Source organism: Streptomyces sp. NPDC021562 (assembly GCF_040640875.1).
Taxonomy (GTDB): Bacteria; Actinomycetota; Actinomycetes; order Streptomycetales; family Streptomycetaceae; genus Streptomyces.
On record NZ_JBFACN010000037.1, the window covers coordinates 25,711 to 51,463 of the forward strand.

General features: G+C 70.8%; 17 protein-coding genes, 1 tRNA gene and 3 pseudogenes. 6 read left to right on the forward strand and 15 right to left on the reverse strand.

Going from position 1 to position 25,753, the window contains the following annotated elements:
• Window positions 1–31: 31 nt before the first annotated feature.
• Together AB0G52_RS36750 and AB0G52_RS36755 are read left to right on the forward strand one after the other, a co-directional pair.
• Entirely contained in the window at window positions 32–979 is a 948-nt protein-coding gene (locus AB0G52_RS36750) for a beta-ketoacyl-ACP synthase III (protein ID WP_132893675.1), read from the forward strand.
• 195 nt (window positions 980–1,174) lie between these two features.
• Window positions 1,175–1,259 (forward strand) — tRNA-Leu (locus tag AB0G52_RS36755).
• Between the two features lie 277 nt (window positions 1,260–1,536).
• Here AB0G52_RS36755 and AB0G52_RS36760 read toward each other — a convergent pair.
• The 6 genes and pseudogenes from AB0G52_RS36760 to AB0G52_RS36785 all read right to left on the reverse strand — a co-directional run.
• The gene (locus AB0G52_RS36760; RefSeq protein ID WP_132893673.1) at window positions 1,537–2,196 is read right to left on the reverse strand and encodes a DUF5825 family protein; all 660 of its coding nucleotides are present in this window, start codon (window positions 2,194–2,196) and stop codon (window positions 1,537–1,539) included.
• A gap of 27 nt (window positions 2,197–2,223) precedes the next feature.
• Complete coding sequence (locus tag AB0G52_RS36765) at window positions 2,224–4,188, reverse strand: RiPP maturation radical SAM C-methyltransferase (protein WP_361342922.1); 1,965 nt, start codon at window positions 4,186–4,188, stop codon at window positions 2,224–2,226.
• An 82-nt stretch (window positions 4,189–4,270) separates the two neighbouring features.
• Window positions 4,271–4,393 carry a hypothetical protein gene (locus AB0G52_RS36770; protein WP_358981307.1) on the reverse strand — a complete coding sequence of 41 codons (123 nt, stop codon included), beginning with the start codon at window positions 4,391–4,393 and terminating at the stop codon, window positions 4,271–4,273.
• 67 nt (window positions 4,394–4,460) lie between these two features.
• On the reverse strand, window positions 4,461–6,338 hold the full coding sequence (locus AB0G52_RS36775; protein ID WP_361342925.1) for an alpha/beta fold hydrolase: 1,878 nt from the start codon (window positions 6,336–6,338) through the stop codon (window positions 4,461–4,463).
• Window positions 6,335–7,582, reverse strand: a complete 1,248-nt coding sequence (locus AB0G52_RS36780; RefSeq protein ID WP_361342928.1) for an MFS transporter — start codon at window positions 7,580–7,582, stop codon at window positions 6,335–6,337. The genes AB0G52_RS36775 and AB0G52_RS36780 overlap by 4 nt, the downstream gene beginning before the upstream one ends.
• 1,260 nt (window positions 7,583–8,842) lie before the next feature.
• Window positions 8,843–8,944: pseudogene (locus tag AB0G52_RS36785) on the reverse strand (NAD(P)-dependent oxidoreductase); the annotation flags it as partial.
• Window positions 8,945–8,949: 5 nt separating this feature from the next.
• On the opposite strand from AB0G52_RS36785, the pseudogene AB0G52_RS36790 reads away from it, so the two are divergent.
• A pseudogene (locus AB0G52_RS36790) lies at window positions 8,950–9,123 on the forward strand (IS5/IS1182 family transposase); the annotation flags it as partial.
• Between the two features lie 165 nt (window positions 9,124–9,288).
• Here the strand turns inward: AB0G52_RS36790 and AB0G52_RS36795 are convergent.
• Entirely contained in the window at window positions 9,289–9,858 is a 570-nt protein-coding gene (locus AB0G52_RS36795; RefSeq protein ID WP_132893668.1) for a DUF4232 domain-containing protein, read from the reverse strand.
• A gap of 401 nt (window positions 9,859–10,259) precedes the next feature.
• Window positions 10,260–12,431 (reverse strand): PIG-L family deacetylase, encoded by a 2,172-nt coding sequence (locus AB0G52_RS36800; RefSeq protein ID WP_361342932.1) that lies wholly within the window; start codon window positions 12,429–12,431, stop codon window positions 10,260–10,262.
• Between the two features lie 418 nt (window positions 12,432–12,849).
• On the opposite strand from AB0G52_RS36800, the gene AB0G52_RS36805 reads away from it, so the two are divergent.
• Window positions 12,850–13,239, forward strand: a complete 390-nt coding sequence (locus AB0G52_RS36805) for a hypothetical protein (RefSeq protein ID WP_361342935.1) — start codon at window positions 12,850–12,852, stop codon at window positions 13,237–13,239.
• A 434-nt stretch (window positions 13,240–13,673) separates the two neighbouring features.
• Here AB0G52_RS36805 and AB0G52_RS36810 read toward each other — a convergent pair whose 3' ends face one another.
• Complete coding sequence (locus AB0G52_RS36810; RefSeq protein ID WP_361342938.1) at window positions 13,674–14,213, reverse strand: NAD(P)-dependent oxidoreductase; 540 nt, start codon at window positions 14,211–14,213, stop codon at window positions 13,674–13,676.
• A gap of 306 nt (window positions 14,214–14,519) precedes the next feature.
• Window positions 14,520–15,425 carry a LysR family transcriptional regulator gene (locus AB0G52_RS36815; RefSeq protein WP_361342941.1) on the reverse strand — a complete coding sequence of 302 codons (906 nt, stop codon included), beginning with the start codon at window positions 15,423–15,425 and terminating at the stop codon, window positions 14,520–14,522.
• Window positions 15,426–15,606: 181 nt separating this feature from the next.
• On the opposite strand from AB0G52_RS36815, the gene AB0G52_RS36820 reads away from it, so the two are divergent.
• Entirely contained in the window at window positions 15,607–16,221 is a 615-nt protein-coding gene (locus AB0G52_RS36820; protein ID WP_132887078.1) for a DUF6817 domain-containing protein, read from the forward strand.
• A gap of 648 nt (window positions 16,222–16,869) precedes the next feature.
• Here the strand turns inward: AB0G52_RS36820 and AB0G52_RS36825 are convergent.
• Window positions 16,870–17,190 (reverse strand): peptidase inhibitor family I36 protein, encoded by a 321-nt coding sequence (locus tag AB0G52_RS36825; protein ID WP_361342944.1) that lies wholly within the window; start codon window positions 17,188–17,190, stop codon window positions 16,870–16,872.
• A gap of 598 nt (window positions 17,191–17,788) precedes the next feature.
• Window positions 17,789–17,929 carry a hypothetical protein gene (locus AB0G52_RS36830; RefSeq protein ID WP_165939255.1) on the reverse strand — a complete coding sequence of 47 codons (141 nt, stop codon included), beginning with the start codon at window positions 17,927–17,929 and terminating at the stop codon, window positions 17,789–17,791.
• Window positions 17,930–18,515: 586 nt separating this feature from the next.
• Here AB0G52_RS36830 and AB0G52_RS36835 point away from each other — a divergent pair.
• The gene (locus AB0G52_RS36835) at window positions 18,516–22,556 is read left to right on the forward strand and encodes an NB-ARC domain-containing protein (protein WP_361342947.1); all 4,041 of its coding nucleotides are present in this window, start codon (window positions 18,516–18,518) and stop codon (window positions 22,554–22,556) included.
• An 81-nt stretch (window positions 22,557–22,637) separates the two neighbouring features.
• On the opposite strand, the gene AB0G52_RS36840 is transcribed toward AB0G52_RS36835, so the two are convergent.
• The 3 genes and pseudogenes from AB0G52_RS36840 to AB0G52_RS36850 form a co-directional block, all read right to left on the reverse strand.
• Complete coding sequence (locus AB0G52_RS36840) at window positions 22,638–22,898, reverse strand: hypothetical protein (protein ID WP_361342950.1); 261 nt, start codon at window positions 22,896–22,898, stop codon at window positions 22,638–22,640.
• A gap of 130 nt (window positions 22,899–23,028) precedes the next feature.
• Window positions 23,029–23,073 (reverse strand): annotated as a pseudogene (locus AB0G52_RS36845) (hypothetical protein); the annotation flags it as partial.
• A gap of 147 nt (window positions 23,074–23,220) precedes the next feature.
• Entirely contained in the window at window positions 23,221–25,722 is a 2,502-nt protein-coding gene (locus AB0G52_RS36850) for an FtsX-like permease family protein (protein WP_361342991.1), read from the reverse strand.
• Window positions 25,723–25,753: the final 31 nt, after the last annotated feature.

The window sequence follows — 25,753 nt, forward strand, 5'->3', positions numbered from 1 at the left end:
ACACCGAGGCAACGAGGGGGACCCACCACCCATGAACGGCTCGCGCATCGCCGCCGTCGGCCACTACCAGCCCGCGAAGGTGCTCACCAACGCGGACCTGGCGAGCATGGTCGACACCAGTGACGAGTGGATCCGCAGCCGGGTGGGCATCGACACCCGGCACATCGCAGGCCCCGACGAACCCGTCGACGAGCTCGCCGCGCACGCCGCGGCCAAGGCCCTCGCCGCGGCCGGCCTCACCCCGGCGGACATCGACCTGGTGCTGGTCGCCACCTCCACCGCGATCGACCGGTCCCCGAACATGGCCGCCCGGGTCGCCGCCCGGCTGGGCGTCCCCGGGCCCGCCGCGATAGACGTCAACGTGGTCTGCGCCGGCTTCACGCACGCGCTCGCCACCGCCGACCACACGGTCCGGGCGGGCGCCGCCACCCGTGCGCTCGTCATCGGCGCCGACAAGATGTCCGAGGTGACGGACTGGACCGACCGCACCACCTGCGTCCTCGTCGGCGACGGGGCGGGCGCGGCCGTGGTCGAGGCCTGTGCACCCGGCGCGGAGCCCGGGATCGGGCCGGTGCTGTGGGGTTCCGTCCCCGAGATGAGCCACGCCGTGCGGATCGAGGGCACTCCGCCGCGGTTCGCCCAGGAGGGGCAGAGCGTCTACCGCTGGGCCACCACCCAGCTGCCGCCCATCGCCCGGCGCGCCTGCGAGAGGGCGGGCGTGGACCCCGTCGACCTCGCCGCGGTCGTCCTGCACCAGGCCAACCTGCGGATCATCGAGCCGCTCGCGCAGAAGATCGGCGCGGTCAACGCGGTCGTCGCGCGGGACGTCACCGAGTCCGGCAACACGTCGGCCGCCAGCATCCCACTGGCCCTGTCCAAGCTGGTCGAACAGGGGCGCGTCAGCAGCGGCGACCCGGTCCTGCTGTTCGGCTTCGGCGGCAACCTCTCGTACGCCGGGCAGGTCGTGCGCTGCCCCTGAGGCGCCGCCCGTCCCCGGGCCGCCGCCCGGCCCCGCGGGCGCCGCCGCCCGCACGGTAGCGGGCCGGGCACGCTCGGTGATACGGCCTCCACCTGCGGGTATGCCGATCCGAACGCAGGTGAAAGGCACTCCGAAAGCTTGGTATTGTTGTCCTGTCGCCGCGGGGAACAACCCCGGTCGGGCGACAGACACCTGGTCCGGGTGGCGGAATGGCAGACGCGCTAGCTTGAGGTGCTAGTGCCCTTTATCGGGCGTGGGGGTTCAAGTCCCCCCTCGGACACTCGCTAACTCCTGGAGCGATACGCGGATGAGGGCCTCGACCTAATGGTCGAGGCCTTATCTGTGTTTTCGTAACCGATCGTGATCCAGAGCGCTTCCTGGAGCGGGTTCGGCTTTTCTGCGTCTCGCTGATCCATACGAGATGATCTCTGAAGACGGACCATGGCGCTACCGCCAGAGAACCGATTCTGAACTGGGGCTGTCTTTCGGACGGCCGGGTCGCCCATGGACACCGACGCCCGGCTCCCGGGAGCCTTGTCGGCCGTGGGAGCCGATGTTCACACGGCCATGCCTTCCTGGAGCCAGCGGGAGACCCGGTAGGGCAGCCACCAGGCCAGCTCACCGACTCGCAGGACGAGGTGTTCGGCCGTGAACTCCTCCAGTATGTCGGCGGGCACGCCGGTGTGGTGAACTCCGGGGTCGAGAAGGCTGATGGCGTCCTGGTAGCGGGGTTCGTCGGCGGTGAAGCGGCGCAGGTCTCCCCAGCGACGGTCGCGGATCTGGACGAAGCCCGGACCTTGGCGCCAGACGAGCTTGCACAGGTAGTGGCGGGTTCGCCAGGCGTGCAGGGCCTCCTGGGCGTCCGCGAGACCGGTGATCGTGCGTGGCGGGTGCAGATGGGACAGCACCTTCCACTGGTGTGCGGAATGCTCCGGTGACAGACAAAGGTCCCAGTCGACGGAGACGGCGTGTGCGGTCAGGTCGCGGACCAGGCGCAGTCGGTCGATCGCCGGGCGGTGGGCCGTGGGATCGGTGGTGGAGAGGTCGACGGTCGTGTCCAGCTCGGCATGGCGGACGCCCCCGGCGAAGAGGCGGTTGACGTTCTCGGCGTCCGGAGTCACCGGGACGGGCCCCAGGAACATGCCCGGCAGACGGCGGGCTTGCGGGTCGTGGTCGCGCCAGGCACGTATCGTCAGGTCCGATGCGGTGGCTGTCATCTGTGGTCCTTCGTCACGGTCAGGAAATCACGACAGGGCCGGCGCCGGCTCGTCCGGAGCGCCGGCCGGGGAGGCGGCGGGCAGGCCGGCCTCGCGGCGGGCGTGGACGTGGCGCATGTAATCCAGGCGTAGCAGGTCCTGGTTCACGGCGGCGGGGGCGATGTGGACGTACTGGCCCGCGTCGGTGAACACCACGCCGAGGGTGACCCACTTCTCCAGAAGAGCCTCGAGATCCCGCGGTGTCGGCTCCTCGCCCGCTGCGGAAGCGGAGGCCGCCACCGTCTTGCGGTGCAGCGCGGCAGCGGTGTGCGGCTGGTCCAGGAGCCGGAACACCGCCGTCTCGAACGGATCGGTGAGCTCCATGGTCCGCCAGTCGAACGAGTGCCGCCTGCTGACCAGCACGATGCGGTCACCGAGGTCGGTGTGGGTGAGGCGGGCATCGGCATGGTGCTTCTGCCAGGTGGCGAGGCCGTCGTTGAGGCGGCCCACCGTCGGCTCCGTGATACCGCGTTGCGGGGCCTGGAAGACGTAGGCCAGGTCGTGCAGTTCCGCCTCGGGCAGGTCGTACGTGAACAGGTAGTGCTGCTCGGGCCGCAGCCCGGTGAAGCCCAGTTCGGGCCGATTGAAGTACGGGCTGAAGCGTTCGATGGCGATCCGGGCGGAGAGGTCGACCGGCGGGTCGAGGTGTTCCAGCGCGGGGAGCTGGCGGATGACGGGGTCGTAGTCGTCCGCCGTCTCACCGGGGAAGCCATGCAGGTAGTTCCATGACACCGCGAGCCCGGTCTCCGCCGCGTCGCGGAGCATGCGCACGTTCTGGCAGCCGCTGACTCCTTTGTCCATGAGGTCGAGGACCCGGCTGTTGAGGCTTTCGATGCCGGGCTGGACGTAGATGAGCCCCGCGTCCGCCAGGACCTGTAGTTGCGGGCGCCGCATGTTGGCCTTGATCTCGATGTGCATGCGCAGGTCGTATCCGCTGTCGATGATGCGGGGCAGGACCGTGGAGAGGTAGCGCATGTCCAGGATGTTGTCCACCACGTACATGTCCAGCACTCGATGGCGCTCCGCGAGGTCCATGATTTCCTGGTAGAAGGTGTCGGGGCTCTTGCTGCGGAACTCCATGAACGAACCGTTCAGACCGCAGAAGGTGCAGTGGTGCTTCTCCCCCCACCAGCAGCCGCGCGCGCCTTCGACGACCAGTTTCGGCTCCACCCATTGGTGTGCGACACAGGCGGCGAGACGCTCGAAGTAGCCGCTGTAGTCGGGGGGCAGGATGGCGGCGGGCGGCAACGGCCCGGTCGGCATCGGGTTGGCCATGTGCGCGGTCTCCGGTGTGCGGTGGCACAGCCCGGGGATCGAGGCCGCGGCGGCCCGGTCGCCGCCCTGCAGCGCGGTCAGCAGCCGGGGGAAGGCGGCTTCGCCCTCGCCGCGGACCACGTAGTCGACGAAGGGGAAGTTGCGGTGGACGGCGGCCCCCTGTTCGCCGTCGCAGTTGGCGCCGCCCATGACGGTCACGACGTGGGGGGCGAGGCGTTTGATCTGCCGTGCGGCGGCCAGTGCCGCGGCGTTCTGCTGGAAGGTGGACGTGAAGCCGACGACGTCGGGCCGGAGCTCCACGACCCGACGGGCCACATCCGCGACGAACTCGGGGACGACGCGGTGCAGTTCCCGGGTCATGCGCATCCGTGACCGGCGCAGCTTGTCCGTCATCACGGCGACGAACTCCGAGTCCTTCCATTCCGGGTCGTCGTAGAGGGCGGAGGAGAAAACCCAGTCACCGCAGCCGAGGAAGTAGGAGGACAGCGCGTAGTAGTCGTAGTCCTCGGCGGTGAACTCCGTGCGGCTGGTGATCCAGTCGGTGAATTCCAGGTTGGCGTGCAGAACCTCACACGTCGCATCCGGGACGTGTTCGTCGACGCTTCGTTTGAGGATGCCGAGGGCCAGTGAGGGCAGATCGATCGGTGACCAGGGCATGTTGACGAGAAGAACGCGCACGGTGGCTCCTTGCGCATGAGCGGGCGGCAGGTGTCGGGGAGGGAGCCCGGCCGGCCCCCGGGGGGACCGGCCGGGCCATGGATCACTCCTCGTCGCTGCCGCCGTCGGCGTTGCGGATCGGGATGGTGATGGTGATGCCGACCTTGGGCTTGCGGTTCTCCTCGTCGTCTTCGAGCGGATCGTTGTGGATGATGTCCTTCTGCATGGTTGTCCTCCTTCTCGGGTTCTCTCGAGTGGGTGGTGCTGTGCACGACCCGGTCCCGCTGTGTGCGTCAGCGGGACCGGGGTCCTCCCGGACGAGCCGGGGGACGTGAGGGGCCGGCGGGTGCCGGGGCGCGCAGGTGGGCGCGCAGGAAGGTCAGGGCGCGGCGCAGGACGGCGACGTGTGTCGCGCCGTCGTAACCGTCGTGTCCGGTGTCGAGCCACAGCTGCTCGTGTTCGACGCCCGCGGCGGTCAGGGCGGTGAGGTAGCTGCGGATCTGCTCCGGCGGGCACTTGACGTCCTTGTGCGCGCCGACGACGAGCAGTGGTGCCGCCACGTCTGCCGCGTAGGTCAAGGGCGAGCTGAAGGCGTAACGTTCCGGCACCTCTTCGGGGGTTCCGCCGAACCATCGGACGTCCAGGGCGCGCAGCGTGGGCGTGGTCATCCGGTGGGCGGTGACCCAGTCGGCGACGGGTTTGACCGCGATGCCTGCCTGCCACAGCTCCGGGCGGGAACCGAGGGCGAGCAGCACCAGGTACGCGCCCCAGGACACCCCCCACAGGGCGATCGCCCTGTCGTCGACGAGTCCCCGACGGACGAGATCGGCTCGTACGGCGGCCAGGTCCGCCACCTGGGTGTGGCCGACGCTCCCTGCACCGGCCCCGAAGGCGCGCCGCCAGCGGGGGCCGTAGCCGGTGGAGCCGCGGTAGTTGACCCGTGCGACGGCGTAGCCGGAGGCCACCAGCGAGTGAACCACGCCGTCGTAGGCGTCCCTGTCGTGGTCGGCGGGCCCGCCGTGGACCAGGAACACGGCCGGCGGCAGAGCCGCGGAACCGGGGGCCGGACGGCCGGGCCGGCTCTCGACGGAGGAAGAGGCAGGAGCCGCAGCGGAGTCGGTGCCGCAAGCGGAGTGCGGCAGACTGAGCAGCGTGTGGACGGGGCCGTCGGGTGTCGGGGTCCACAGGTCGGTGTGCCGGCCGGGTACGTGCGGCAGGAAGCCGGGGTCCGGCAGGGGGATACCGTCGGTCGCCTGGAGGACGGGCGGGTGGGCTGTGTCGGTCCACAGGTAATGCACCCCTCCGCCGGCCCGTGGCGCGGCATCGAGCAGGCTGCCGGCGAGCGTGGGGACCGTGTGGCGCGTCCGGGTACGCAGGGACACCCGGTGCAGCAGCGAGCGGCCGTGGCGGTCCTGGCGTACCAGGACCTCACGGGTGTCGGGGTACCAGCGTGCGCTGATCTCCGTGTCGAAGCCGCACCAGTCGTGTGTGATCAGGCCGGTGCGCGGGCTCCAGGTCGCCAGCTGGTAGCCGTCCTCGCTTTCGTGGACCAGCAGCAGTTCGGGCCGTCCGGGTCTCGGTGAGAAGCCGCGGCACCATAACCTGCCCCGGGGGCCGCCGGGCCGAGGGAGGGTGGCGGTGACCCGGCCCGTGGCGGTCATGACGGTGATGGGCGCGTCACCGTCGGAGACTCCCACCAGGGCCAGCAGGTCGCCTTCGGGGGTGATGCCGCCCAGGCAGCACGGCCCGGGTGTGGTGAGGACCTCGCGCGGAGCCCGCCCGCGCCGCCCCACCAGCACGCTTGTCGTCCCATGCCCGGTCGCGACCGCCGCGGCGACCGTACCGTCGGCCGTCACCGCCAGACCGCGCGGCAGTCCGGCCGGTGCCCCCGGCAGGCCGGGCAGTCGGCAGCCTCCCTCGAACGGCTGGTACCACCAGTGCCCTCGCCCGTCCGTGTCCTCCTCGAACCACCACACGTATGCGTCGGCGTCGATGGCGCAGTGCATCGTGCCCCCGGGCCGGTCGGTGACCTGCCGGGTCCTGCGGGCGTCCGCATCCCACGTGAACACCTCGCAGCGGCCGCCGGCGTCCGCCGTGAGCACCATGCGACGCGGGTCGCGCGCGCACACCTCCGGGAGGGCGCCGAGGAAGACCTTGAAGGAGTCACTCACTGCTGCCTCCCGTCCAGGACGCCGCCATGGGCCGCCACCGCACCCGGGCGGAGCACCCCGTGGGCTCTTGCCTGGGTGTACACGGCCAGGGCGACGAAGAGCACGGTGCACAGCAGCGCGGGCGTCCGGGGGTTCCAGGTGGTGACCAGGACCGCTGCCGCGGCCGGGGCACCGGCCGCGGCCAGCGCGGACACCGAGTCGAACACGCTCGCGGCCCGCGACTGCACGTCCGGCGGTGTGCAGGCCACGGCGGCACTGGACAGTACGACAGTGATCAGCGGCACCAGCACGGACAGCCCGGCGAACGCCACCCCCCAGCTCCACGCGCTGTCGGCCCACAGCAGGGAGCCGCACGGCACGGGCAGCAGCCAGGCGACCGACGTCAGCACGCGTGCCGGACCGAGCCGCCGCACCACCGGGGCCGCCATCAGGGAACCCAGCAACCCGGCCGCCCCGGATGCCGTGAGGACCAGACCGGTTGTGGCGCTGTGCGCACCTCCACCCAACTGGAACAGCGCGGTGTAGAACAGCAGTGTCAGCGTGCAGCCGGCCGTCGACGTCCACACCACGGCCAGGCGCAGCACCGGGGAGCCGGCAACCGTGGCCAGCCCGGCTTTCGCGGCGCCGGGCCACGCACGCCACGCCCCGCGCCGCGGTGGACGAGGGCCGGCTTCCGGAGCGCCCGGGGCGGGGACGGGCAGGTCGAGGGGGGTACGAACGGCCCGTATGCCCAGGGTTGCTGCCGCGTAGGAGAGGGCGTCGGCCAAGAAGGGCAACGGACGGGCGAGTTGGAACAGGGCCCCGCCCAGCGCCGGACCGAGGATGAGCGAGACTTGATCGCCCACCTGCATTCCGGCGGCCGCGCGGGGCAGTTCGTCAACGGTGGCCAGGTGGACCAGGGCCCCGCGCGACGCGGACTCGTAGACTGTGGAGCACAGTCGCTCCAGCAGAGCGAGCGCGATCACCAGCCATAACGCGGGGCGGCCCAGACAGGTCAGCGCCAGCACCCCCGTGCCCAGGGCCGCGAATCCAGCCGCACCTGTCATGATGCGGCGCCGTTGTCCCTGGTCGGCCGGTACGGCGACGAGCGGTCCGAGAACCACTCCGGCGAGCGCGGTAGCGCTGGCGAACGCGCCCGCGGTGCCCGGGGAGTGGCCCAGATCCAGGAGCAACAGCGGAAAAACCAGTCCGGACGCCTGGCTGCCGAGTCCGTCGACCGCGTTGACCCACCACAGGATCCTCAAGTCGCCGCGCCTCGGGGTGGGGCGAGGGGAAGGCGGCTCACAGGGCGTGCCGTTCGCCGCGGCTGCCGGTGGTCCGGCCAAGGGGTGGTCCGTGCGTTCCCCGCGTGGCCGCCGGATGGCGGGGGCGGACTTGTCCTTGGGCGGGACGGGTCCGTCGGGGGGTTGCCGAATCGGAGACACGTCGACGTTCCCCACCCCCCGTACGCTCGGACAGCGGCGCTCGGCCGCCCTTTGTGTCGAATATGTGCGTGAAGCGTGAAAGTGAGCGGGAGCCTAGCCACCGCGGAACACCTGCGACAAGAGCCGGACACCGCGCAGTCGCTGGCCCATACCCCGGGCATATGGCCGACAGCCGACTGTTCAACAAGGGCGGAACCGTGCATACACATCAGGCACCTCGGCCGGCGGGGCAGCGCGCCGGCAGGAAACGATCTGCTTCACGCCCGCACACCAACGGCGCGGTGCACCAGATGTTCCACAACGACCGGGAAAGGGTGTCCATGACACAGGACCATGCCTTGTGCGCCGCTTCCCGTGCCGTGATCACGGGTGCGGGCCTCGGCCGGGGCAGTCGTTGCGCAACCGAACGCAGGTGACGGCAACCGGGGTGACGGGTGCGCTGCGAAGGCCGCCGGCACGCGAAACGCGCCGCACCCCGCTATCCCGATGCGCCGGAGGCCGCTGCACGCATTGGCCGACAACTCACCCCATCCACCGGCAAAGAGCAAGCAAACCACCGACGTCCGCTGAAGGCTGCGGATGCCGTCGCACCTGCCCGCACGAGGCGCCGGCCCGGCTTCTCCAGCCCCCGGCATCGGGCAGTGTGCCGTGGACGAGGCTGGGTCAGCTGCTGCCGAGGCGGCTGAGAGCGGTGGGTCCAGTCGGTGACGATCGCGCGCTGTGCCGCGACGAGGGTGACCTGCCGCCGCAGACCACGATATGCCGCTGGCTCTCGACGGGCCCCTTGGCCCGGGTCGGCCGGTTCTGCCCAAAGGTTCCGCTCGTTGCTGGGACGCCGTCCAGTTCAATACTCAGAAGATGATCAGACAGCATTGCCCAGACGGACGGACGCCCTTGGTACGGCCGCCTTTGCGGCGGATCGTCGACTTCAGGTTCGCCTGCGTGGCAGCCGGGAAAGTCGCGCCGGGGTGCACTCCGGGTCCTCCAGCGGCGGGGCCGAAGTACGATCAGGTGTGCGCGCCGTCTGTCACCGGCAGCCCGCGAAGCTGAAACATGATTGGGCGAATCACAGAGGGCAAGCTCGTGGAGCCCTGCGGACAGCTCGACGCCGTTGAGCTGATAGAGCTCGACCGTCGTGACGGGAGCGTCGTCGGCGATGTTGTAGATCCGGCCGGCGGTGCCCCTGCGACCGGTTGTGGATCGTGGATGGCGCCCTGGTCCCGGTGCGCGACCTGGACATCGGCTCATCGTCACGCACCTACCGGTTCTCGGCGAACGTGCAGGTCGTCGTAGACGCGGACACCCGTCTTGTGATCGCCGCCGCCCGACCGGTGCCGGGCACCACCGCGGACGCGCACGCACGGACGTGAGTTCGTGTCATCGGAGTTTGATCACCGCAGGTCAGCGACTCAGCGCACCGAAGGTACGCTGAGTCGCTGACCTGCACTTATGTGTACTTCCTCGTAAACGTGCAGCTCATAGACTTGCGATCGTCATGCGGGCTGCTCGATTGCGGGGACGGGGGGTCAGGAAGGCTTGACCGCCGAGACCGGGGTGACGGTCACCTTGTTGTCGCACTCGGCCCACACCCCGTCGTTCAGGGCGACCTGGTGCTTCCCGGAGTGCGGCAGCCCGATGACCATCGTCGGATACGTCACCGGGTCCTTGCCCGACAGGCAGTAGCCGTCGGCCTCCCCCTGGACCTGGACGAAGGTCAGCTTCACCCACGCCTTGCCGTGCGGCCGGACCGTCACGGTGGCCGCCCTGCCGGTGCGGGTGACCTTGAGCGGGGTGTTGTGGGCGGGGGAGCCGTTGCCGGCGCCCGCGACCGTCGGATGGCCCTTCAGGACGCACGTCCTGCGGGAGACGTTGGCGAACTGCACGACCGCCGCCCCGGTCCCGGTCCCGACGGGCCGGTGGGCGGCCTGCCAGGCGCTGACCTGGAGGGCGGAGGCCGGGCAGCTGGGCGGCGTGGTGGAGGTGGTGGTGCTCGCCGCCATGGCGGTGCCGGGCAGGATGCCGGTCACCGCCGCCGTGACGGCCGTGACCGCCGTCGTCGCCAGAGCCGCCGTGCGGATGCCGTTGCTGTATCGCATGCTGTCGTCCCCCTGAGTCGTCTCGTCCGCGGGCTTCGGTCGTCGGTTGTTGCCCCGCGGTACGCGTGGTCGTGGTACGTGAGTGCAGACAGGCCGGGAGAGGGGCAGGGTTCCGGGCGGCGACTACTTGTGACAGAGCGGTGACGACAGTGCGGGCGCCGATTCACCACCGGCCTGGTCAAAGCCGCATGTTCGTACTGGCGCGGGGGCGGCGTGAGCGCAAGAAGACGGCCACACGTAAGGCGCTCGCGGACGCGGCCCTGCGGCTCCTCTCGGAGCGCGGATTCGACCTGTCAATCCGTCTGTTGGGGCGGCGTGCCGCAGGCTGGCGGCGCCTGACCGCCTTCGGTCGAGGCGCGGCCGCGTTGCCGGACACGCCTGCCCGGACCGCGTGCCGCGGCCTACCGTCCGGCCGCGGCCGACCAGGGATCAAAGGCCGAGTCGGGTCCCCTCGAATCGGTGCCTGAGGCCTGTCGGGCGGTGTAGAGGCGCGCATCGGTACCGAGGGCCGCGACCACGGCACGCCCGTTCGCGTCCGTGGCCACCGCTGGTGCCGCCGTGTGCAGCATCTTCCCCGTCTGCCAGCGCCCCGGCTCTCTGTCGGCCGTGGCGACACGCACCATGCCTTCGTCGTCGCGCCCGGCGAGCACCGTCCGCCGCCCCTGGGGACCGGCGGTCGCGAGGCTGACCCGACCATAGCCGCCGATCGGCTCGGCCTTCCCGATGACCTGCCAACCGCCACTTTGCCGCTCCCAGTCGGCGAGCAGCACTTGCGCGGTGATCGGCAAGCGGTAGGCGATCCGTATGCCCCCGTCCGCCAGCGGCACCACGCTGACAGGCCCGGCGGGCTGCCGCAGACCGACCGCCGGAACCGGCCGGGGGAGTCCCCCGGGCTCCATGGACACCCAGTGCAGCACGGACTTGGCGTGGGGAGCGACGAGGTGGATCAGCCCGGCGGAGTCGACGCAGGCGTCCAGTCCGTCCACCACCTGCGGGTACTTCCCGGGCAGGCACTCCACCCGCTGCCAGTCCGTCCACTTCCTGCCGCGGACGCTGCTGCGGTGGCTCACACCGCCGTCCCAGTTGCGTGCGAAGACGTGCACCACTCCGTCCTTGTCGGCGACCGCGGCCGGGTAGCCCATCTCCAGTGACTTGACCGGGACGGAGTCCGGCGCGCCCAGCGACTCCCACGGGCCGAAGACGGGTACACCCTTGTCGCCGGTGCCGGACTGGATCGCAGTCATCAGCTCGCGACGGTGGGCACGCTTGCCGCTCGGCAGTACCGCATGGACTGCGAAGAGCTGAATCCGTCCATCGCGGTGGCGCAAGGCGAAGAGCTGCCCTTCGAACATTTTCCCGCCCAGGTCGTGGGGGCCGCCGAATGTGCCGCTGCCCGGAGCAGTCTCCACCCAGCAGCGCGCCGTGCCGTCCAGGACCGCGAAGGCCGCCAACCGGCTGTCCTCGAGGGGGAGCAGCCATGAGTTGGATCCGGGGGCGCGCTGGTAGGTGGAGCGGGTCCAGTTCTTGGAGACGCCGGTGAGGGCTGTGCCGCCGAGTTTGCGGTCACCGCAGCCGGCCTTGTCGCCGCAGTCCTTGAGGTCCGCCCAGCCGTAGACGGACAGCAGATCGCCTTTGCGCTTGGTGGTCTTGCGGTCGATGTTGTGGGGCAGGGCGGCATTCTCGTAGCCGAGGTAGCTTTCGACGGCCACCGGACGGCTGTGCTGGCGCCCCCAGTACTGGGCCAGCGCCGCCTGGGCGAAGTGGGCGGAGGCGGTGTGGTCCTGGTGGTCGTGGTAGTGAAAGCCGCGCAGCCGCTTGTCGCGGGAGTACAGCGGCGGCTTGTCAGCCCTGTGGACGGCGTTGGGATCCAGCGTGCGGACGACTGTGGGCCGGACCCGTTCCATGATCGCTGTCAGCGAGTCGATGAGCTGGCCCCGGGTGTACTCGTAGCGCTTTCGCACGGGAGTACGGGTCGGCGGGAGCGTGGCGAGGGTGTCGGCCGCGCCCAGCCACAGACCCCGCAGGGAGTTCTTCCTGGGCGCGAACAGGGAGCGGGCCTCGACCAGTTCCAGAAACACCAACTGGTTGTCCGGGGCCGCGCGCAGCGTCTGCACCTCCACCTGGAAGCCGGGAATGAGCGATACGGCGTCCACGTCCCACGGGCTTTCGGTGTCGCCGGTGGCCATGAGGGCATGGGCCCGACGCACGCCGTTCATCCGGGCCCGCACGTACTTCTCGCGGTCGTAGGGGACCATGCCGGCGATGGGGTCGTGCAAAAGGACGTTGTGGCCGTCGGACTCGCCGCCGGTCAGGCAGACGGTGACCGAGGGCGCCCCGCTGCGTACGGACTGTTCCAGGTCCGGATTCATGAAGTACAGGTTGTCGTCGGGGTGCGCGATGATGTGAAGGAACGCCTGCTTCGCCCCGGCCGCAGCGGCCGGCTTCACCGACACCGGAGCAGCCGACGCACTCGACGCGCCACCGTCCGTCGTCGGCCAGGTGTACAGTCCGGCACCTGCCCCCACGACGACGGCACCCGCACCGGCCGCCTTGAGCAGTCGCCGCCTGTCCATATGGGTGAGCGAACGCACGGGCACTCCTCGATGGCGTCCGGCACCGCCCCACACACGACAAACACTCACACCGGGATGAGCCACCCGACTAGATGTGCAAATCCCGAGCCTGGTTCCCCTTCTTCATTGCCAGGAGCGCCCTGCCGGACGGGACGCGGCCCGTTCCCGTATGACGGGGCGGCCCCACCGCCGTCGGCGCACGCGGGCGCTGCCCTGCCGGCGGGTCTGCGCGACGGACCACGACGGTCGCAATGGCTCGGACGCTCATACGACGGTCCGGGACAGCCCGTCCCATGAGTGACGCGGTCGGCGCTGACCGCTCCCGCCGACGGCTCCGCCTTGCCGGTGTTCCGGAACACAGCCGGAACACCCTCAGAAGGAAGGGACACCACCTGTGTCTTCGCAGACCTTGAATCGCTTGTTCTCCGTACGGCTCCTGCTCGCCACCCTGCTCGGGATCACCGCCCTGTTCGGCCTGACGGCCGCCCCTGCCCAGGCCGCTCCGGCCACGTCGACGGTCCACATCTGGGCCGGCCAGGTGCACGTGCGCCAGTGTGCGAGCACGACGTGCGACCTGGCCACCTCGGAGCTGCTGACCAACGTCAACGTGCAGGCCTACTGCCAGCGCTGGGGCGACAACGTCTCCGACGGGCCCTACCACAACCACTACTGGGTGGAGATCGTCTCCCCGCAGGGGTGGCTCGGCTGGGTGAGTGCCGTGTACGTCAGCGGCGGTTCCAACGACGGGCCGGTCCCCGGCGTGCCGGTGGAGACGAACAGCAGCCCGGTGTACTGCGAGTACGTCTGACGATGAGGAGGACGGCGGCACCGTCCGAGGGGTCTGACCCACCGTCCGGCCGGGCTGGTTGAGCGGGCGGCAAGCACACGCTTGCCGCCCGCCTCATGCGGCTCGGCGGCCCGGTCTGCCTACCCGGCGCGTCGTTCCCTGCCAGGCTGTTCCTGGACCGGCGAACCCGCTCACGGCTTGTCGGAGCGGAAGGCACAGAGGGGGGCGCATGGCGCAGCAGAGCATCCCGCGTTTTTCGCTCGAGGGCGTGTCGGACGCGGAGATATCGCATCATCCGTTCACCACCGAGGACGGCCTGAGTCTGAGCCTCACCCGTTTCCGCCGTGCCCAGTGCGCCGATCCGGTGCTGCTGGTGCACGGCCTGACGTCCGCAAGTGACATCTTCATCATGCCGGAGCACCGGAACCTCACGAGTTATCTGCTCGATCACGGGTTCAGCGACGTCTGGGAAGGGTGCCGAGGGACTCGGCACGGAGCGCCGCCGCCCCCGCCGGGTGACGGGAGAGGCTCTGGACGGTCATGCCGAGGGCAGCCGCCCGCTCGGCCAGCGCCTGGCCGATCCGCCCGAGCCCGAGAACGCCCAGGGTCAGCTCCGACAGCTCGACCGCGGGGGCAGCCGGTCCGTTCCAGCGCCCGCGGTACGCCGCCTCGTTGTGCTCTGACAGGTTCCGGGTCAGGGCAAGCAGCTGGGCCAAGGCGAACTCCGCGACCGCGGTCGCATTGGAGCCCGGAGTGTGGGTGATGGTGACGCCGTGGCGGGCGGCAGCGGCCAGGTCGACGTGGTCGGTGCCCGCCCCGGCCCGGCCGATCACCCGGAGCCGGTTGGTCAGTGCTGGATCGGTCGCTGCTGCCAGGAACGTAGCGCGCAACGGGACGCCGGCCCGGGACTTCACCGCGCGATAACCGATTCCACCGCGGATGATCTCGGCTATCAGTGCCGACTCCTCGAAAGCATCGAAGTCGGTGAAGTCCACCCGGCCCGTCCACGCAGCCGCGCGCTCGCAGCATCGGCTATGCGCCGGAGGTTCAGCGTGACGGCCAGCCCGTGCCCAAGCAGGCACTCCAGCTCACGATCGAGCAGGTTCCCAGGAGCCGCGTCCAGCAGCAGAACTCGCATTCGGGCCACGAATCCCCTTCCGTGAATGTGAACCTTATGTGATCCAGGAGTCGGCGGTGAAACACCGCGGTGCTCCCCCTCCGACCCCGCGCCTACTGGCGAAGGCCTCAGGAGCGACTGCTGGGTGGTGAACCTTGAGACAGTCCGAGCTCGGTCTTCGTGCTCACGCCGTGATGTGCGTCTTTGTGCAACTTGCAGCCACCGTGTCGGCGAAGCTCCGAGCGAGCGGGGAGAGGGCGTCCCAGCGGCGTACGGCCCAGCCGACCGACAGTGGCGGCAGCGCCGGAATGGGGATGAGACGCAGGGGGCTGGCGTCACCAGGTGTCGGGAGACCCGGTACGGCGGGGACGACGGCGTGGCCCAGGCCGAGTTCGGCAAGGAGCAGGGCTGTGTCCCAGTCGGCGACGCTTGTGTCCGACCCGGTCCGGATCCCCAGTTCGGCGAAGACGGTGTCCAAATGGGCGCCGGAGGTGGAGTTCGACGGCAGTCGGATGAGGCGGATGCCCGTGAGGTCAGGGGCGTCGATGTGCGGCCGGGCCGCGAGCGGATCGTCGGACCGCATGGCGAGCACCCAGGGCAGGTCGGCGACGGGGCGTTGCTCGATGCCGCGCACCGGGGCGCCGACGGTGATCCAGGCAAGGTCGAGGTTGCTGGCCAGGAGGGCGTCGAAGCATCCGCGGCTGGAGGTCTCGGTCTGGAACTCCAGGCTCACCTTCGGGTAGCGCCGGCGGAAGGAGACGATCGCTTCGGCCATGAAGTGCCGGACGGTCGTTCCGCCGGTCGTGATCCGCACGGAACCGCTTTCGCCGTTCACGAGGTCGCCCAGGCGGCGCAGCGCAAGATCGAGCCCGGCGATCCCGTCGGCGGCGGCGTCGCACAGGATGCGCCCCGCCGTTGTGGGAACAACCCCGCGTGGCTGGCGTTCCAACAGGCTCATGCCCGTTTCCCGCTCTAGGCGCTTGACGTGCTGGCTCACTGCCGACTGGGTACACGACAGGTCACGGGCCACGGCGCTGAGGCTTCCTGCCCGACACACGGCTACGAACACGCGCAGGTCATCCAGAGTCATAGCACCCAAGCTATACCTTGGGTAATTGGAGTAATTCCCAGGACTGACTGGGGTGTTGGAGTGTCAGAAGATCGTTGCAGGGCCCAGGCGGCAACCCGTTTGGTGCCTTCGTACGGATCCGGACCGGCGAAGGCGCTGTACGGGTGCCGACCAACCCCATTACCGAAGGGACACGGACACTGTGCCTGCTCTCCCTGCCACGACTGACCGGGCTGTCACCCTGCTGCGTGAGTTCGGCGCAGAAAGCATCGCCCACCCCGGCGGCACTCTCCTTACCCACCTCCAGCGTGTACAGGCGCAGCTGGCGACGTGGAAGGCCCGTCCGGCCCTCCAACTCGCCGGTCTGTGTCACGCGTTCTACGGCACGGACGGCTTCCCCACAGCACTGCTGCCACTGGACCGTCGCAATGACCTTGCGGCGGTGATTGGTGCCGAGGCCGAGGCCATCGTGTACCTGTACGCCTCATGCGACCGGAAGGCAACGTACCCGGCTCTCAATCAGGCCGATGCTGCCTTCCACGACAGGTTCACCGGCCGCTCCCGCGTTCCAGGGCCACAGTTGCGCCGGGACTTCACCGAACTGTCGGCGGCCAACGAACTCGATCTCGCGATCGTCGATTCCGCCTTCCGCGACAAGTGGGGCCCTCAGCTGCTCGCCCTGTTCACCAGACTCCAGGATCTGCTGAGTGCTGACGCCTGGCTTGAGTGCCGCACGGCGCTTGCTACTCCTGCCTCCCAGCCGACGAACCAACACGCCAGTTCTGGCTGGTCAGCGTGGAGCGCTGACCAGCGCTGAGATACTCGTGGATGCCGCCGCGGCCGCGGGCGGCGTAACCGGCACTCATTGTGGTGCGCATGTGCCCGTACTGGATGGCCAGGGCCACCAATCCGCCCGGTCTGCGCGCAATGTGCCAGGCCAGCGACCGGCGGAAGCGCGCCACGCCGAGTGCTCCGAAGGGATCGTCTGGGATTCCGGCCCCGGTAGGCGCACCCGTCGGGCCGGTAGGTCAGAACCACTCCGGTCGAAAGAGTGAACTTCTCCACGTGCGTGACCTCCAGCGCCTTTGTCCAGCCAGCGGAGTGGTGAACGGCCGGCGGAGGACGGTTGCCCGTCCCGCTGAGGATCTCGCCCACCACGCCGTAACGTCCTGGTGCGCCTGCATCTCACGCAGCAGGCCGTACGGATTGGTGGTCACCGTACGCTCGCTCACCGTCGTTCGCTCCGGCACGTACCTGAAGCCGCGACGTGCCATGCAGTGAGCGACGGCGGACTCCTCCTGCTCTCGCAGACGAGCGGTGTCCGCCACGGAAGTGACCAGGACGGCGGACAGCGGTCGCGGGTCGAGCGGCACTTGTCCTCGATCGCCGCCGTCCGAGAACGAACAGCCGGCCGTGAACACCGCGGCGGTGGCGACGATCTCCGCGAGCCGTGCGCAGGCTCGGCTCACACGCACCAGTTGTTCGAGTAGACATGGTGGTACAGAGACGTGCCCCATTCCGGGTTGTCAGCCACGTCGTTGAGCGAGTACATCCCCGTGCCACGGGCCAGTGTCCAGTAGTGGCCTGTGTAGTTGCGCTCGCTGTAGATCCGTACATTGCAGGAGGTGCCGGCATTCCACAGCGACTCGGCCCCGCGGAACTGGGAATACCCGGTGAGATCCGTGTTGTCCTCGTAGACCGCCCCACGTGATCCGGATTCGTACGTCGAGGTGTAGGCGCACAGCGCCCCGGAGGGGCAGTCCGCGGCCTCGGCAGTGTCTGCCATCGCCATGGTGGTCAGGACAAGTGCTGCGGCGCCCAAGGCGGAACCGACAGCGAGCTTGCTGCGTGTGGTACTCGCCGTTCGTGTGCTGAGCACGAGACATCCTCTCGGTGGTTTCGGGTCATCAGATCGGCGTCGCGAGAGTCGGGTCCCGATCCTGTTGCCGTCCGGTCGTCCGAACGGTGATGGTGAGCCGGCGCAGCGAAGTCCGCATCCGCCGGTGCCTTGTTTGTACTGCCATCTCGTTTTCCGGGATCGGGGGTCGGATGCCGGACAACAAGCTCCGGACAATGAGCCGGCTTCGATCTCGGGGAGGTACCGGGTGCCACGAGCCGCGCCGCCGCTTTGTCTTGCTGTGCTGCCTTGGTGTGGGTCATCCCGCGGACCCGGCCCGGTTGACGGGAGTCCCCGGCACAGCTCGCCCGCGTCGGGAGGGTTTCCGAAGCCGCGGGCACCGGGGACGATGTGCGTGACCGCACCGCCGAGCGGTGTCGGAACCTGTGACCCACAGCCGTCCAGGAGGCGATCCCCGGTGGCCGAGATCCCTCGGAAGGAACGCACGCCGTGGCGCGCGTCACCGGCACCGACGTGCGGTCCGGCGTTACCGGTGAGTGATCCACCAGATGGCCAGTGCGACGGGCGCGGAGCCGGCCGCTGTGGCGGCGCTGCGGACGGCGGCCTGCGTCGCGGTGCGGACGAGGCCGCGCAGGTACGGGTGCTTGAGTGATGGACGCTGGAACACGGTGCCCCCTGGGGGTCGGCGGCCTTGGCTGGACGATCGGCCGGTCACCGTCGATGAGGCCCGTCCGGAGGGTTTTCCGGCGATGCCCGGAGCTCGCCGCTGCTCGGAGTGGGCGTCGTGACCCTGGAGTTCGGACGTGGTCGGGTTTTCCGGATCGATTCCGGATCGGAACCGGATGGCGGGGGACATGGGTGTGAGTGAGCCGCTGGACGCGACCGCGCAGTGGGTACAGGGGCTGCAGGAGCTGTGGCATGCCGCCGGTCGGCCGACGGGGAAGGTGGTCGTGCGGCAGGCGGCCGCGCAGAGGCCGCCGGTGAGGGTGGGGCCGTCGGCGTGGTCCGCCTGGCTCAAGGGCGAGAACGTCCCGTCCGGCGCTGAAACGGCGCGTTGGCTGTTGGTCTTCCTGCGGGCCAAAGCCCGTACGGAGACTCCTGGGTTCAGGGCCCCGAGCGACGGTCGGTGGATGCAGACGTGGCAGCGGGCCCGGGATGAGCGCCGGCAGGGCAGCCGAGGGGGTGGGCGGCCCGTCTCGTGGCACGCCCCAGCTCCCTGCGGCACTTTGGCGGGGCTCGCGGAGCCCCCTCCGTTGCCCGGGACGTTCCTGGCTCGGCAGGTCCCGCACGACCAGATCGTGGATGCGCTGCTGGAAGACGCCTGCACCGCAGGACACGCGCCGATCGTGGCGTTGGTCGGCATGGGCGGGTCGGGCAAGACCTTCCTGGCTCAGGCCGCTGCGCGGGATCGGCGTGTCGCCTCTGCGTTCCCGGACGGTGTCGTGTGGCTGTCGGCGGGTGGCCGGTCGGCGGCCGGCTGCCAGGCGGAACTGCTGGCCGTGCTCGGTGTGTCCATCGCGGGCGACGACGTCGAGGCCGGTGTGAACGCGTTGCGGCGTCGGCTGGCGTCGGCCCGGTGCCTGGTGGTCATCGACGACGTGACCGGTAATGACCAGCGTGTGGCGCTGGATGTGTTCGGGCCGGGCAGCGCCTTGCTGGTGACGACGCGAGACCACGAGACCGTGCCGCACGGGCAGCGAAAACTCCTCGTCGCGCCGCTCGACCCGGCGCAGGCTCGGTCGATGCTGGCCGCCTATGCGGGCATCGCGGAAGCGGAGCTGCCTGGACAGGCGGACGAAGTCCTCGCCCGGTGCGGTGGGTTGCCGCTGGCCGTGGCGATCTGCGGCGGTATGGTCGGCGACGGCCAGCCGTGGACCAGTCTGGTGACCCTGCTCCGCAAGCCCCGGCCCGACGCGCTGGCGGTGACGTTCCGGGACTATCGGCACACCTCGTTGCTGGCCGCCGTCGAGGCGAGCACCGGTGGCCTGCCGTCGGCGACCCGGGAGCTGTACGAGGACTTGGCCGTGTTCGCCGGCCGGGGCCCGGTGCCGGTCTCGGTCGCAGCACGTCTTTGGGGACAGCAAGGCCTGGACCCGGACGAATCACGGCTGGCGATCGCGCGCCTGGCCAAGCGGTCACTGCTGACCTACCGACCCGCCGACGGCACGTTTGCCCTGCATGATCTTCTCTACGACTACACGCGGTTCCGGGCGGCCCGGCGGCTGCCCGACCTGCACGGCCGCCTCGCTGCCGCCTTCCTACGGAGGTGGGGCGGCCTGGACGGGGGACTCGCCGAGGCGATCTCCCACTTCGGTCCACCGGCCCGGCCGTCCGACGACGACCTCTACGGGTTACTGCATGTGACCGACCATCTCGTGCAGGCTGGGCGCGACGATCTCCTGTATCGGCTGCTGGCCGCCGAGGCCGGTCCCGGCGGTCGGACCAACACCTGGTTCGCGCTGCACGAGCGGTCCGAACGCACGGCCGAGTACCTCCTGGACCTGGATCTCGCGCGCGGACGAGCGCAGCAGATCACCGACCGGGCCGCATCGCCCGCCGATCAGGCCGAGGGCATAGCGCTGGAATTCCGGTACGCCCTGATCAGGAGTTCGATCGTCAGCCTCGCCGGGACTGTCCCGGCCGGCATTCTGGCCGCCTTGGCCCGGCGTCGAATCTGGACCTTCGACAGGGCACAGGCGTACGCCGAGATGATGCCTGACGCGGAGCAACGGTCAGATGCGCTGCGTCGCCTCGCCCGCTTCCGTGGACTGCCGGAACACCGGAAGACACACCTGGTCGAACTGGCCGGGGAGGCCGCCGAAGGCATCGACTACGCGATGCGCCGGGCGTTCTCGCTGGTCTGGCTGGTCGGCCTTGCCCTGCCCGAGCGGCGGGAGTTCTATCTGGAGCGGGCGTTGGAGGCGGCCGACACCGACCGTCAGCGATCTCAGGAGATCCGTGCCTGGCTGTTCGGACACGTGGCCAGGTGGTTCCCCGAACGGTCGCTGCAGGAGCTGCGCGCCGGAGCCCGTAGACGAGACGGGTCCGCGCATCACTACCTGGGGGCCATGACCGCGGCCCTGCCGGAGCTGCCGGCCCTCTATGAGGACGTGCTGGCCTTCGCCCGGACCGACCGGTACTCCACGGAAGAGAGCAAAGCCCTCCGCGCGGTGTTGCTGGCCTCCGAACCGGACGAACGCGCCCGGCTGGTCGCCGAACGACTCGCCGCCTACGACCCCGCGCAGGAGAAGCGGTTCAACCGCCTCATCGTGGAAGAACTGGCCCCCTATCTGCCTGGTGACGAGCTCCGCGGCCTGCTGGATCAGACGCTCGACGGAGCGAGCCCGGTCACGGCTGCCCGCCTGCTCGCCGCCGCGATTCCTCACCTTCCCGCTGAGGAACGGCCCGAGCTGCTGGACAAAGCCCTGCAGATCCTGCGAACCGAAAAGGTGGATCTCAGACGTGGGGGCATCGCAGCCCTGTTGCCGCTGATGCCCGAGCTCAGGAGGACGCGGCTGCTGGAAGACACCTTCGACGCCCTGTTCCGCGCGCATCGGGCCTCCGCTGTCTGGACGGCGTGCGAGATCGCGAGGTTCCTGCCCGAACATCTACTGCGCCGCGTCATCGACCACGTCGGCGAGGCGAACCCACCCGAAGACGCCCTGAATCAGCTCGCCCCGCACCTGACGCCCGGGCTGCTGCGCCACTTCCTCGGCACCCGGATGCTCGACAAGCAGGGGCCGTCGACGCGAGCTCTCGTACACCTGGCCCCCGGCCAGCCGTCCGCGACCCTCAGCCGCATCCTCGGCTTCGTCTCCACCGAAGACCACGGGGAGCAGCGGGTCAGCCTGCTCACCGAGCTGGCTCCCCACCTGCCCGACTCCCTGATCGCCGACGCGGTGCGGGTCATCCCCGTCGACGTCGGCCCCGAGCCGCGTGCCCGGCTCCTGGTACTGCTGGCGGCCAGGGCGGCACCACCCGACCGTGAGGAACTGCTGCGGCAAGCCCGCGACCTCGCCACCTCGGAAAACCACCCGCACCACCGCTACCGGTCGCTGGTACAGTCCGCCACCGACCCGCAGCAGCTCGGCGCGGCGCTCCACCTCGCATGCGTTCTGGACCGGCCCGCGTTCCACCACCCCCCTCCGCAGGACCCGCAGCCCCTGCCCGACACGCTGATCGACCAGGCCAGTCGGCTCGCCCGGACCGCACACGGCCCCTGCCGGCAGGCCTCCTCACTCGCCGGCCTCATCCCCTACGCCGCACCGGTACGACGCGCCGTCCTGCTGCGGGAAGCGGCCATGGCCGCACTCATTCCGCACGACCACGAAGACGACGTTCCCTGCGACGGGCTCCACGCGCTGGAGCGGGCGGCCGCCGGCGTGCCCGACGAGGACAGACTGCCTCTGCTCCCCGGCCATCCGACCCCGCTGCCAGCCGTGGACGACCAAGGCGACCAAGGCGACGAGGGCGACCACGTCGAGCGCCTGCGACGGCTTTCCTGCCTGCTGGCCTACCTGCCGGCCCGCCGACGCGGCCCCGTCCTGGAAGCAGCGCTGGACTGCCTGACCGCGCTCAGTTTCCGTTGGGACATGGACTGGGCGTCCCGCCACGGCCACGCCGGCCTCAGCACCGTCGCCCCCTACCTGAACCCCGACGCACGGCAGTACGCGGCCCGGCTCGCTCGCACCCTCGGCGCCCGCTATCAGACCGCGGACGTCCTCGCCGACCTGGCCGCGTACGCCGACCCCGCCACCCGCCCCGGACTTCTGGACGAGACGGTCTCCTACCTGCGCACCCTCACCAGTGCGTACGAACTGGACGGGCCCCTTGCCACACTCGCCCCCCACCTGGACCCGAACCGGGCCGCCGAACTCCTGGACCGGCTCCTGCACCTCGTCCACGGCGATCGCGGCTGGCACCACGGCGTCTTCCCGGAAACGATCTCCCGCATCGCACCGCATCTGACGCCCGCGCTCCTCGACCAGGCCGCGAACGCGGTACGACAGCACGCCAGCGCGCCCGAACGCGCCAAAGCCAGTCGAGCACTCGCCCGCGCGGCCGACGCCCTGCACCCCGACCCCTGGCCCGCCTACTGGCGCACCGCCCTCGCCGACGCCACCGCCACCGGCAGGACCGGCCTGTTCTCCCTCGTCGCCGACCTGCCCCTGCACCATCGGCAGGACACCGCGGCACCACTGATCCAGGCCGTACTCGACATCCACCGGTGGTGGCCCAGCAACGGCGACCACGGCAACACCGCCGGGCCGCCCTCGCCGCTCTCGCGGGCATGAGCGGATCAGAGCACCCGGCTTGACCAATCCGTTTCCACGGAAGGGCCGATCACCTGACGCCCCTGTCGTGTGTGCGTTCGTTCACCGGTGCGTGCGGAGTCCGTCGAGGATGAGCGCGAGCATGTGGTGCGCCCCGTCCTCGGGGCTGGACGGGGCGCGCCACAAGGCACCGGTGAGCTGGAGGAAGTCTCCCGGGTCGGCGTCGGGGCGGATGCTTCCGTCTTTCTTGCCGGCGTCGAGAAGGCGGGTGATCGCGGCGATGACCGGGCCGTAGCTCTGTTCGCTGATCGCCTGGTGGGCGCCTGGTCCGAGTGCGTCGCCGAGGCCGTGTTTTCTGCGCATGGCCTCGACGAGGTCGGTCGTCCAGTGGCGGCATCTGGGCCAGCAGGTCCTGCACGGTGCCGGTGATGCGTGCCACTTCGTCCTGGTAGACGGCCAGGATCAGCGACTCGCGGGTGGGGAAGTTGCGGTACAGGGTGCCCGCGCCCACTCCCGCGCGCTGGGCGATCTGGCTCACTCCCCCTCGGCGCCGTCATGGACACCGGCTGGGTGATCTACGGCACCCTCCTGATCGCCGGCACCGGAGTCTCACTCGTCGGCATCTTCCAGGGCTCCCACGCGCCGGGTCTTCGTGATGGGCCGTGTCCGGGCGGCCCTTGGATCCTCACACCGCCCGGATCGCGTCCGCCGGGGGCGTGCGCAGGGCCTGGCGGGTGGGGAGCTCGATCGTGAGGAAGGCCGTCGTCGCGATCGTCGCCGCGATGGCGGGGAGCAGCCAGGCCGGCCCCGCCGGCCAGGGGCGGTCGAGGAAGCCCTGGCCGAGGAGGGCGAGGGGAAGGGCGGAGAGGAGCAGGCCGGAGACGAGCGCGGCAGCGGCGATCACGGTCGCCTCGCGGCGCATCATCGCCCGGATCTGCCGCGGCGTCGTGCCGACCAGCCGCAGCGCGGCGATCTCTGTGCGGCGCTGGGCAGTGGCCGCGACCAGCTTGTTGGCGATGCTGAGAAGGAGGTAGCCGAGGAGTACGACGATCGTCGCGAGGTTGATCCACACCTCGGGCGGGGTGTCCTGCTTGCCGCCGAAGGCCGTTCCGGACGTGGTCTCCAGGACGAGGCCCGGGCGTGACGCCGTCAGACCGGCCAGGGCGCGCCGCGCCGTCGCGGTGCCGTCCGTGCGGACGAGGAGGCTCTGGGCGAGGCCGGAGGTGGTGTGGCCGGCCGCGAGGTCCCCGGAGACGATCAGCGAGCCGAAGCCGAGGCCCCGGTCGTACACGGCCGCCACCCGCGCCTCGACCCGCGTGCCGTCGCCGAGGACCAGCCGGATCCGCCGGCCGAGTCCGGCGTCCCGCGAACCGGCGACCTCGCTGCTCACCGCGACCGTGGCGCCGGTCAGGCCGGCCAGCCCGCCCTCCCGCACGCCGGGGTCGAGGACCCCGGCCGCGTCCGGCGTGGCGATCAGTGCCGGCACCGACTCCACATCGGGTTCTCCGAACATCACGTACGGCCAGATGACAGTCGTCGAGCCGACGGGTGCGGCGGACCGCACTCCGGGCAGCTTCTGTACGGCGTCCCGTGCGCCGGCCCACAGGCCACCGAGGGCCGGTGCGCTCAGCCGGTACTCGGCGCGTGTGCCGGTGCGGGTGTCCTGTGCGGTCGCCGCGAGGACGGTGGTCTGCGTGAGGGTGTAGGTCAGGACGAACACGACCGCCATCGCCAGCGGGCTGACCACTCCGGCGACCCGCAGTGCGTACGCCCGTACGTTGGCCAGGGCGAGCCAGGTGGGAGCGGGCGTCCCGGGCCGCAGCCGTCGTACGGCCCGCTCGCCGAGCGACCGGACCAGGGCCGGGCCGCACAGGGCCAGGCCGATCGCGGCGACGATCCCGGCGATGGAGGCGGCCGACGCGCCGATCACCGTACGGGTCAGCAGCGGGGCGACGGACAGCACGCACGCGGCGGCGATCAGCAGAACTCCGGTGAGGGTACGGGCCTTCGACGGCTTGCGCGGTTCGCTGCGGGACTCGGTGACGGCCTCCGTCGCCGGCATCCGGGACGTGCGCCAGGCCGCGCCCCGGGCGGAGACCTGCACGGTGAGCGCGAGCAGGAGGAGCGTGGCGAGGGCGGGCAAGGGCCCGACGGTCAGGGGGAGTTCGGGGGGCAGGACGCCGCGGTCGGCGAGCATCTCGTGGAAGCGGCCCGCGAGGAGGTAGCCGAGGGCCACTCCGGGGGCCAGGGCCACGGCGGCCACGACGGAGGACTGCGCGGCGGCCAGCCGGCGGATCTGTCGCGGGGTCGCCCCGACCGCCCGCATCAGCGCCAGGTCGCGGCGCTGCCCGGCGATCGACACACCCAGCGCGCCCGCCGTGACGAACCCGGTGATCAGCAGCACGATTCCGCCCAGCGAACCGGCCAGCAGGACCAGCAGCGAGCGGGCCATGCCGACGCCCGGCGCCACGGTCTCGCCGATGTCCGCACCGGTGCGGACGGTCAGCCCGGTGCCGGCCACCCGGCCGCGCACCGCGTCGGCGACCCGCTCGCCGGTTCCGGGTGCGGTGCGCAGGCCGATCAGGTCGTATCGGCGCGCGGCGTCGCGGTCCGCGAGCCGCGCGGCCGTGGCGTCGGCGAAATAGACGCCCGCGCCCGGTGCGTCGACCACCGCGGTGACGCGACAGCGCACGGCGGGGCGACCGCCCACCACGACCTGGACGCGGTCCCCGGGGCGCAGCCCGGCTGCCGCCGGGACGGCGACCTCGTCCCCCCTGGCCGGCGCGCGGCCGCTGACGCGTGGGTGGGCCAGCAGCTTGGTGGAGGACCAGCCGTGTCCGGCCGCCGCTGGGTCGTCGGCGGTCGGTACGACCCTTCCGCGGGCGTCGACCAGCGCGGCAGGGAAGCCGAGGTCGCCCACCACGGCAGTCACCCCGGGCAGGCCCGAGAGCCGGCCGACCAGCGACGACGGGACCCGGGCGCGCTCGGGGAGGGCGAGCGGCAGATCGCCGTCCGGGTGGTACTCCTGGTCGGCCGCGACGACGATGTCCGCGCCGCCGAGCCGTCCCGGCGGCAGCTGCGAGCGCAGCCCGGACTCGGCCAGCACACCGGTGCCGGTGATCAGGGCCGCCCCGCCGAGTACCGCGCACACCACGGCGAGCAGCGCGGTGAGCCGGTGCGCTGCCATACGCAGGGCGATGGGGAGGAGGGGGAGGCGG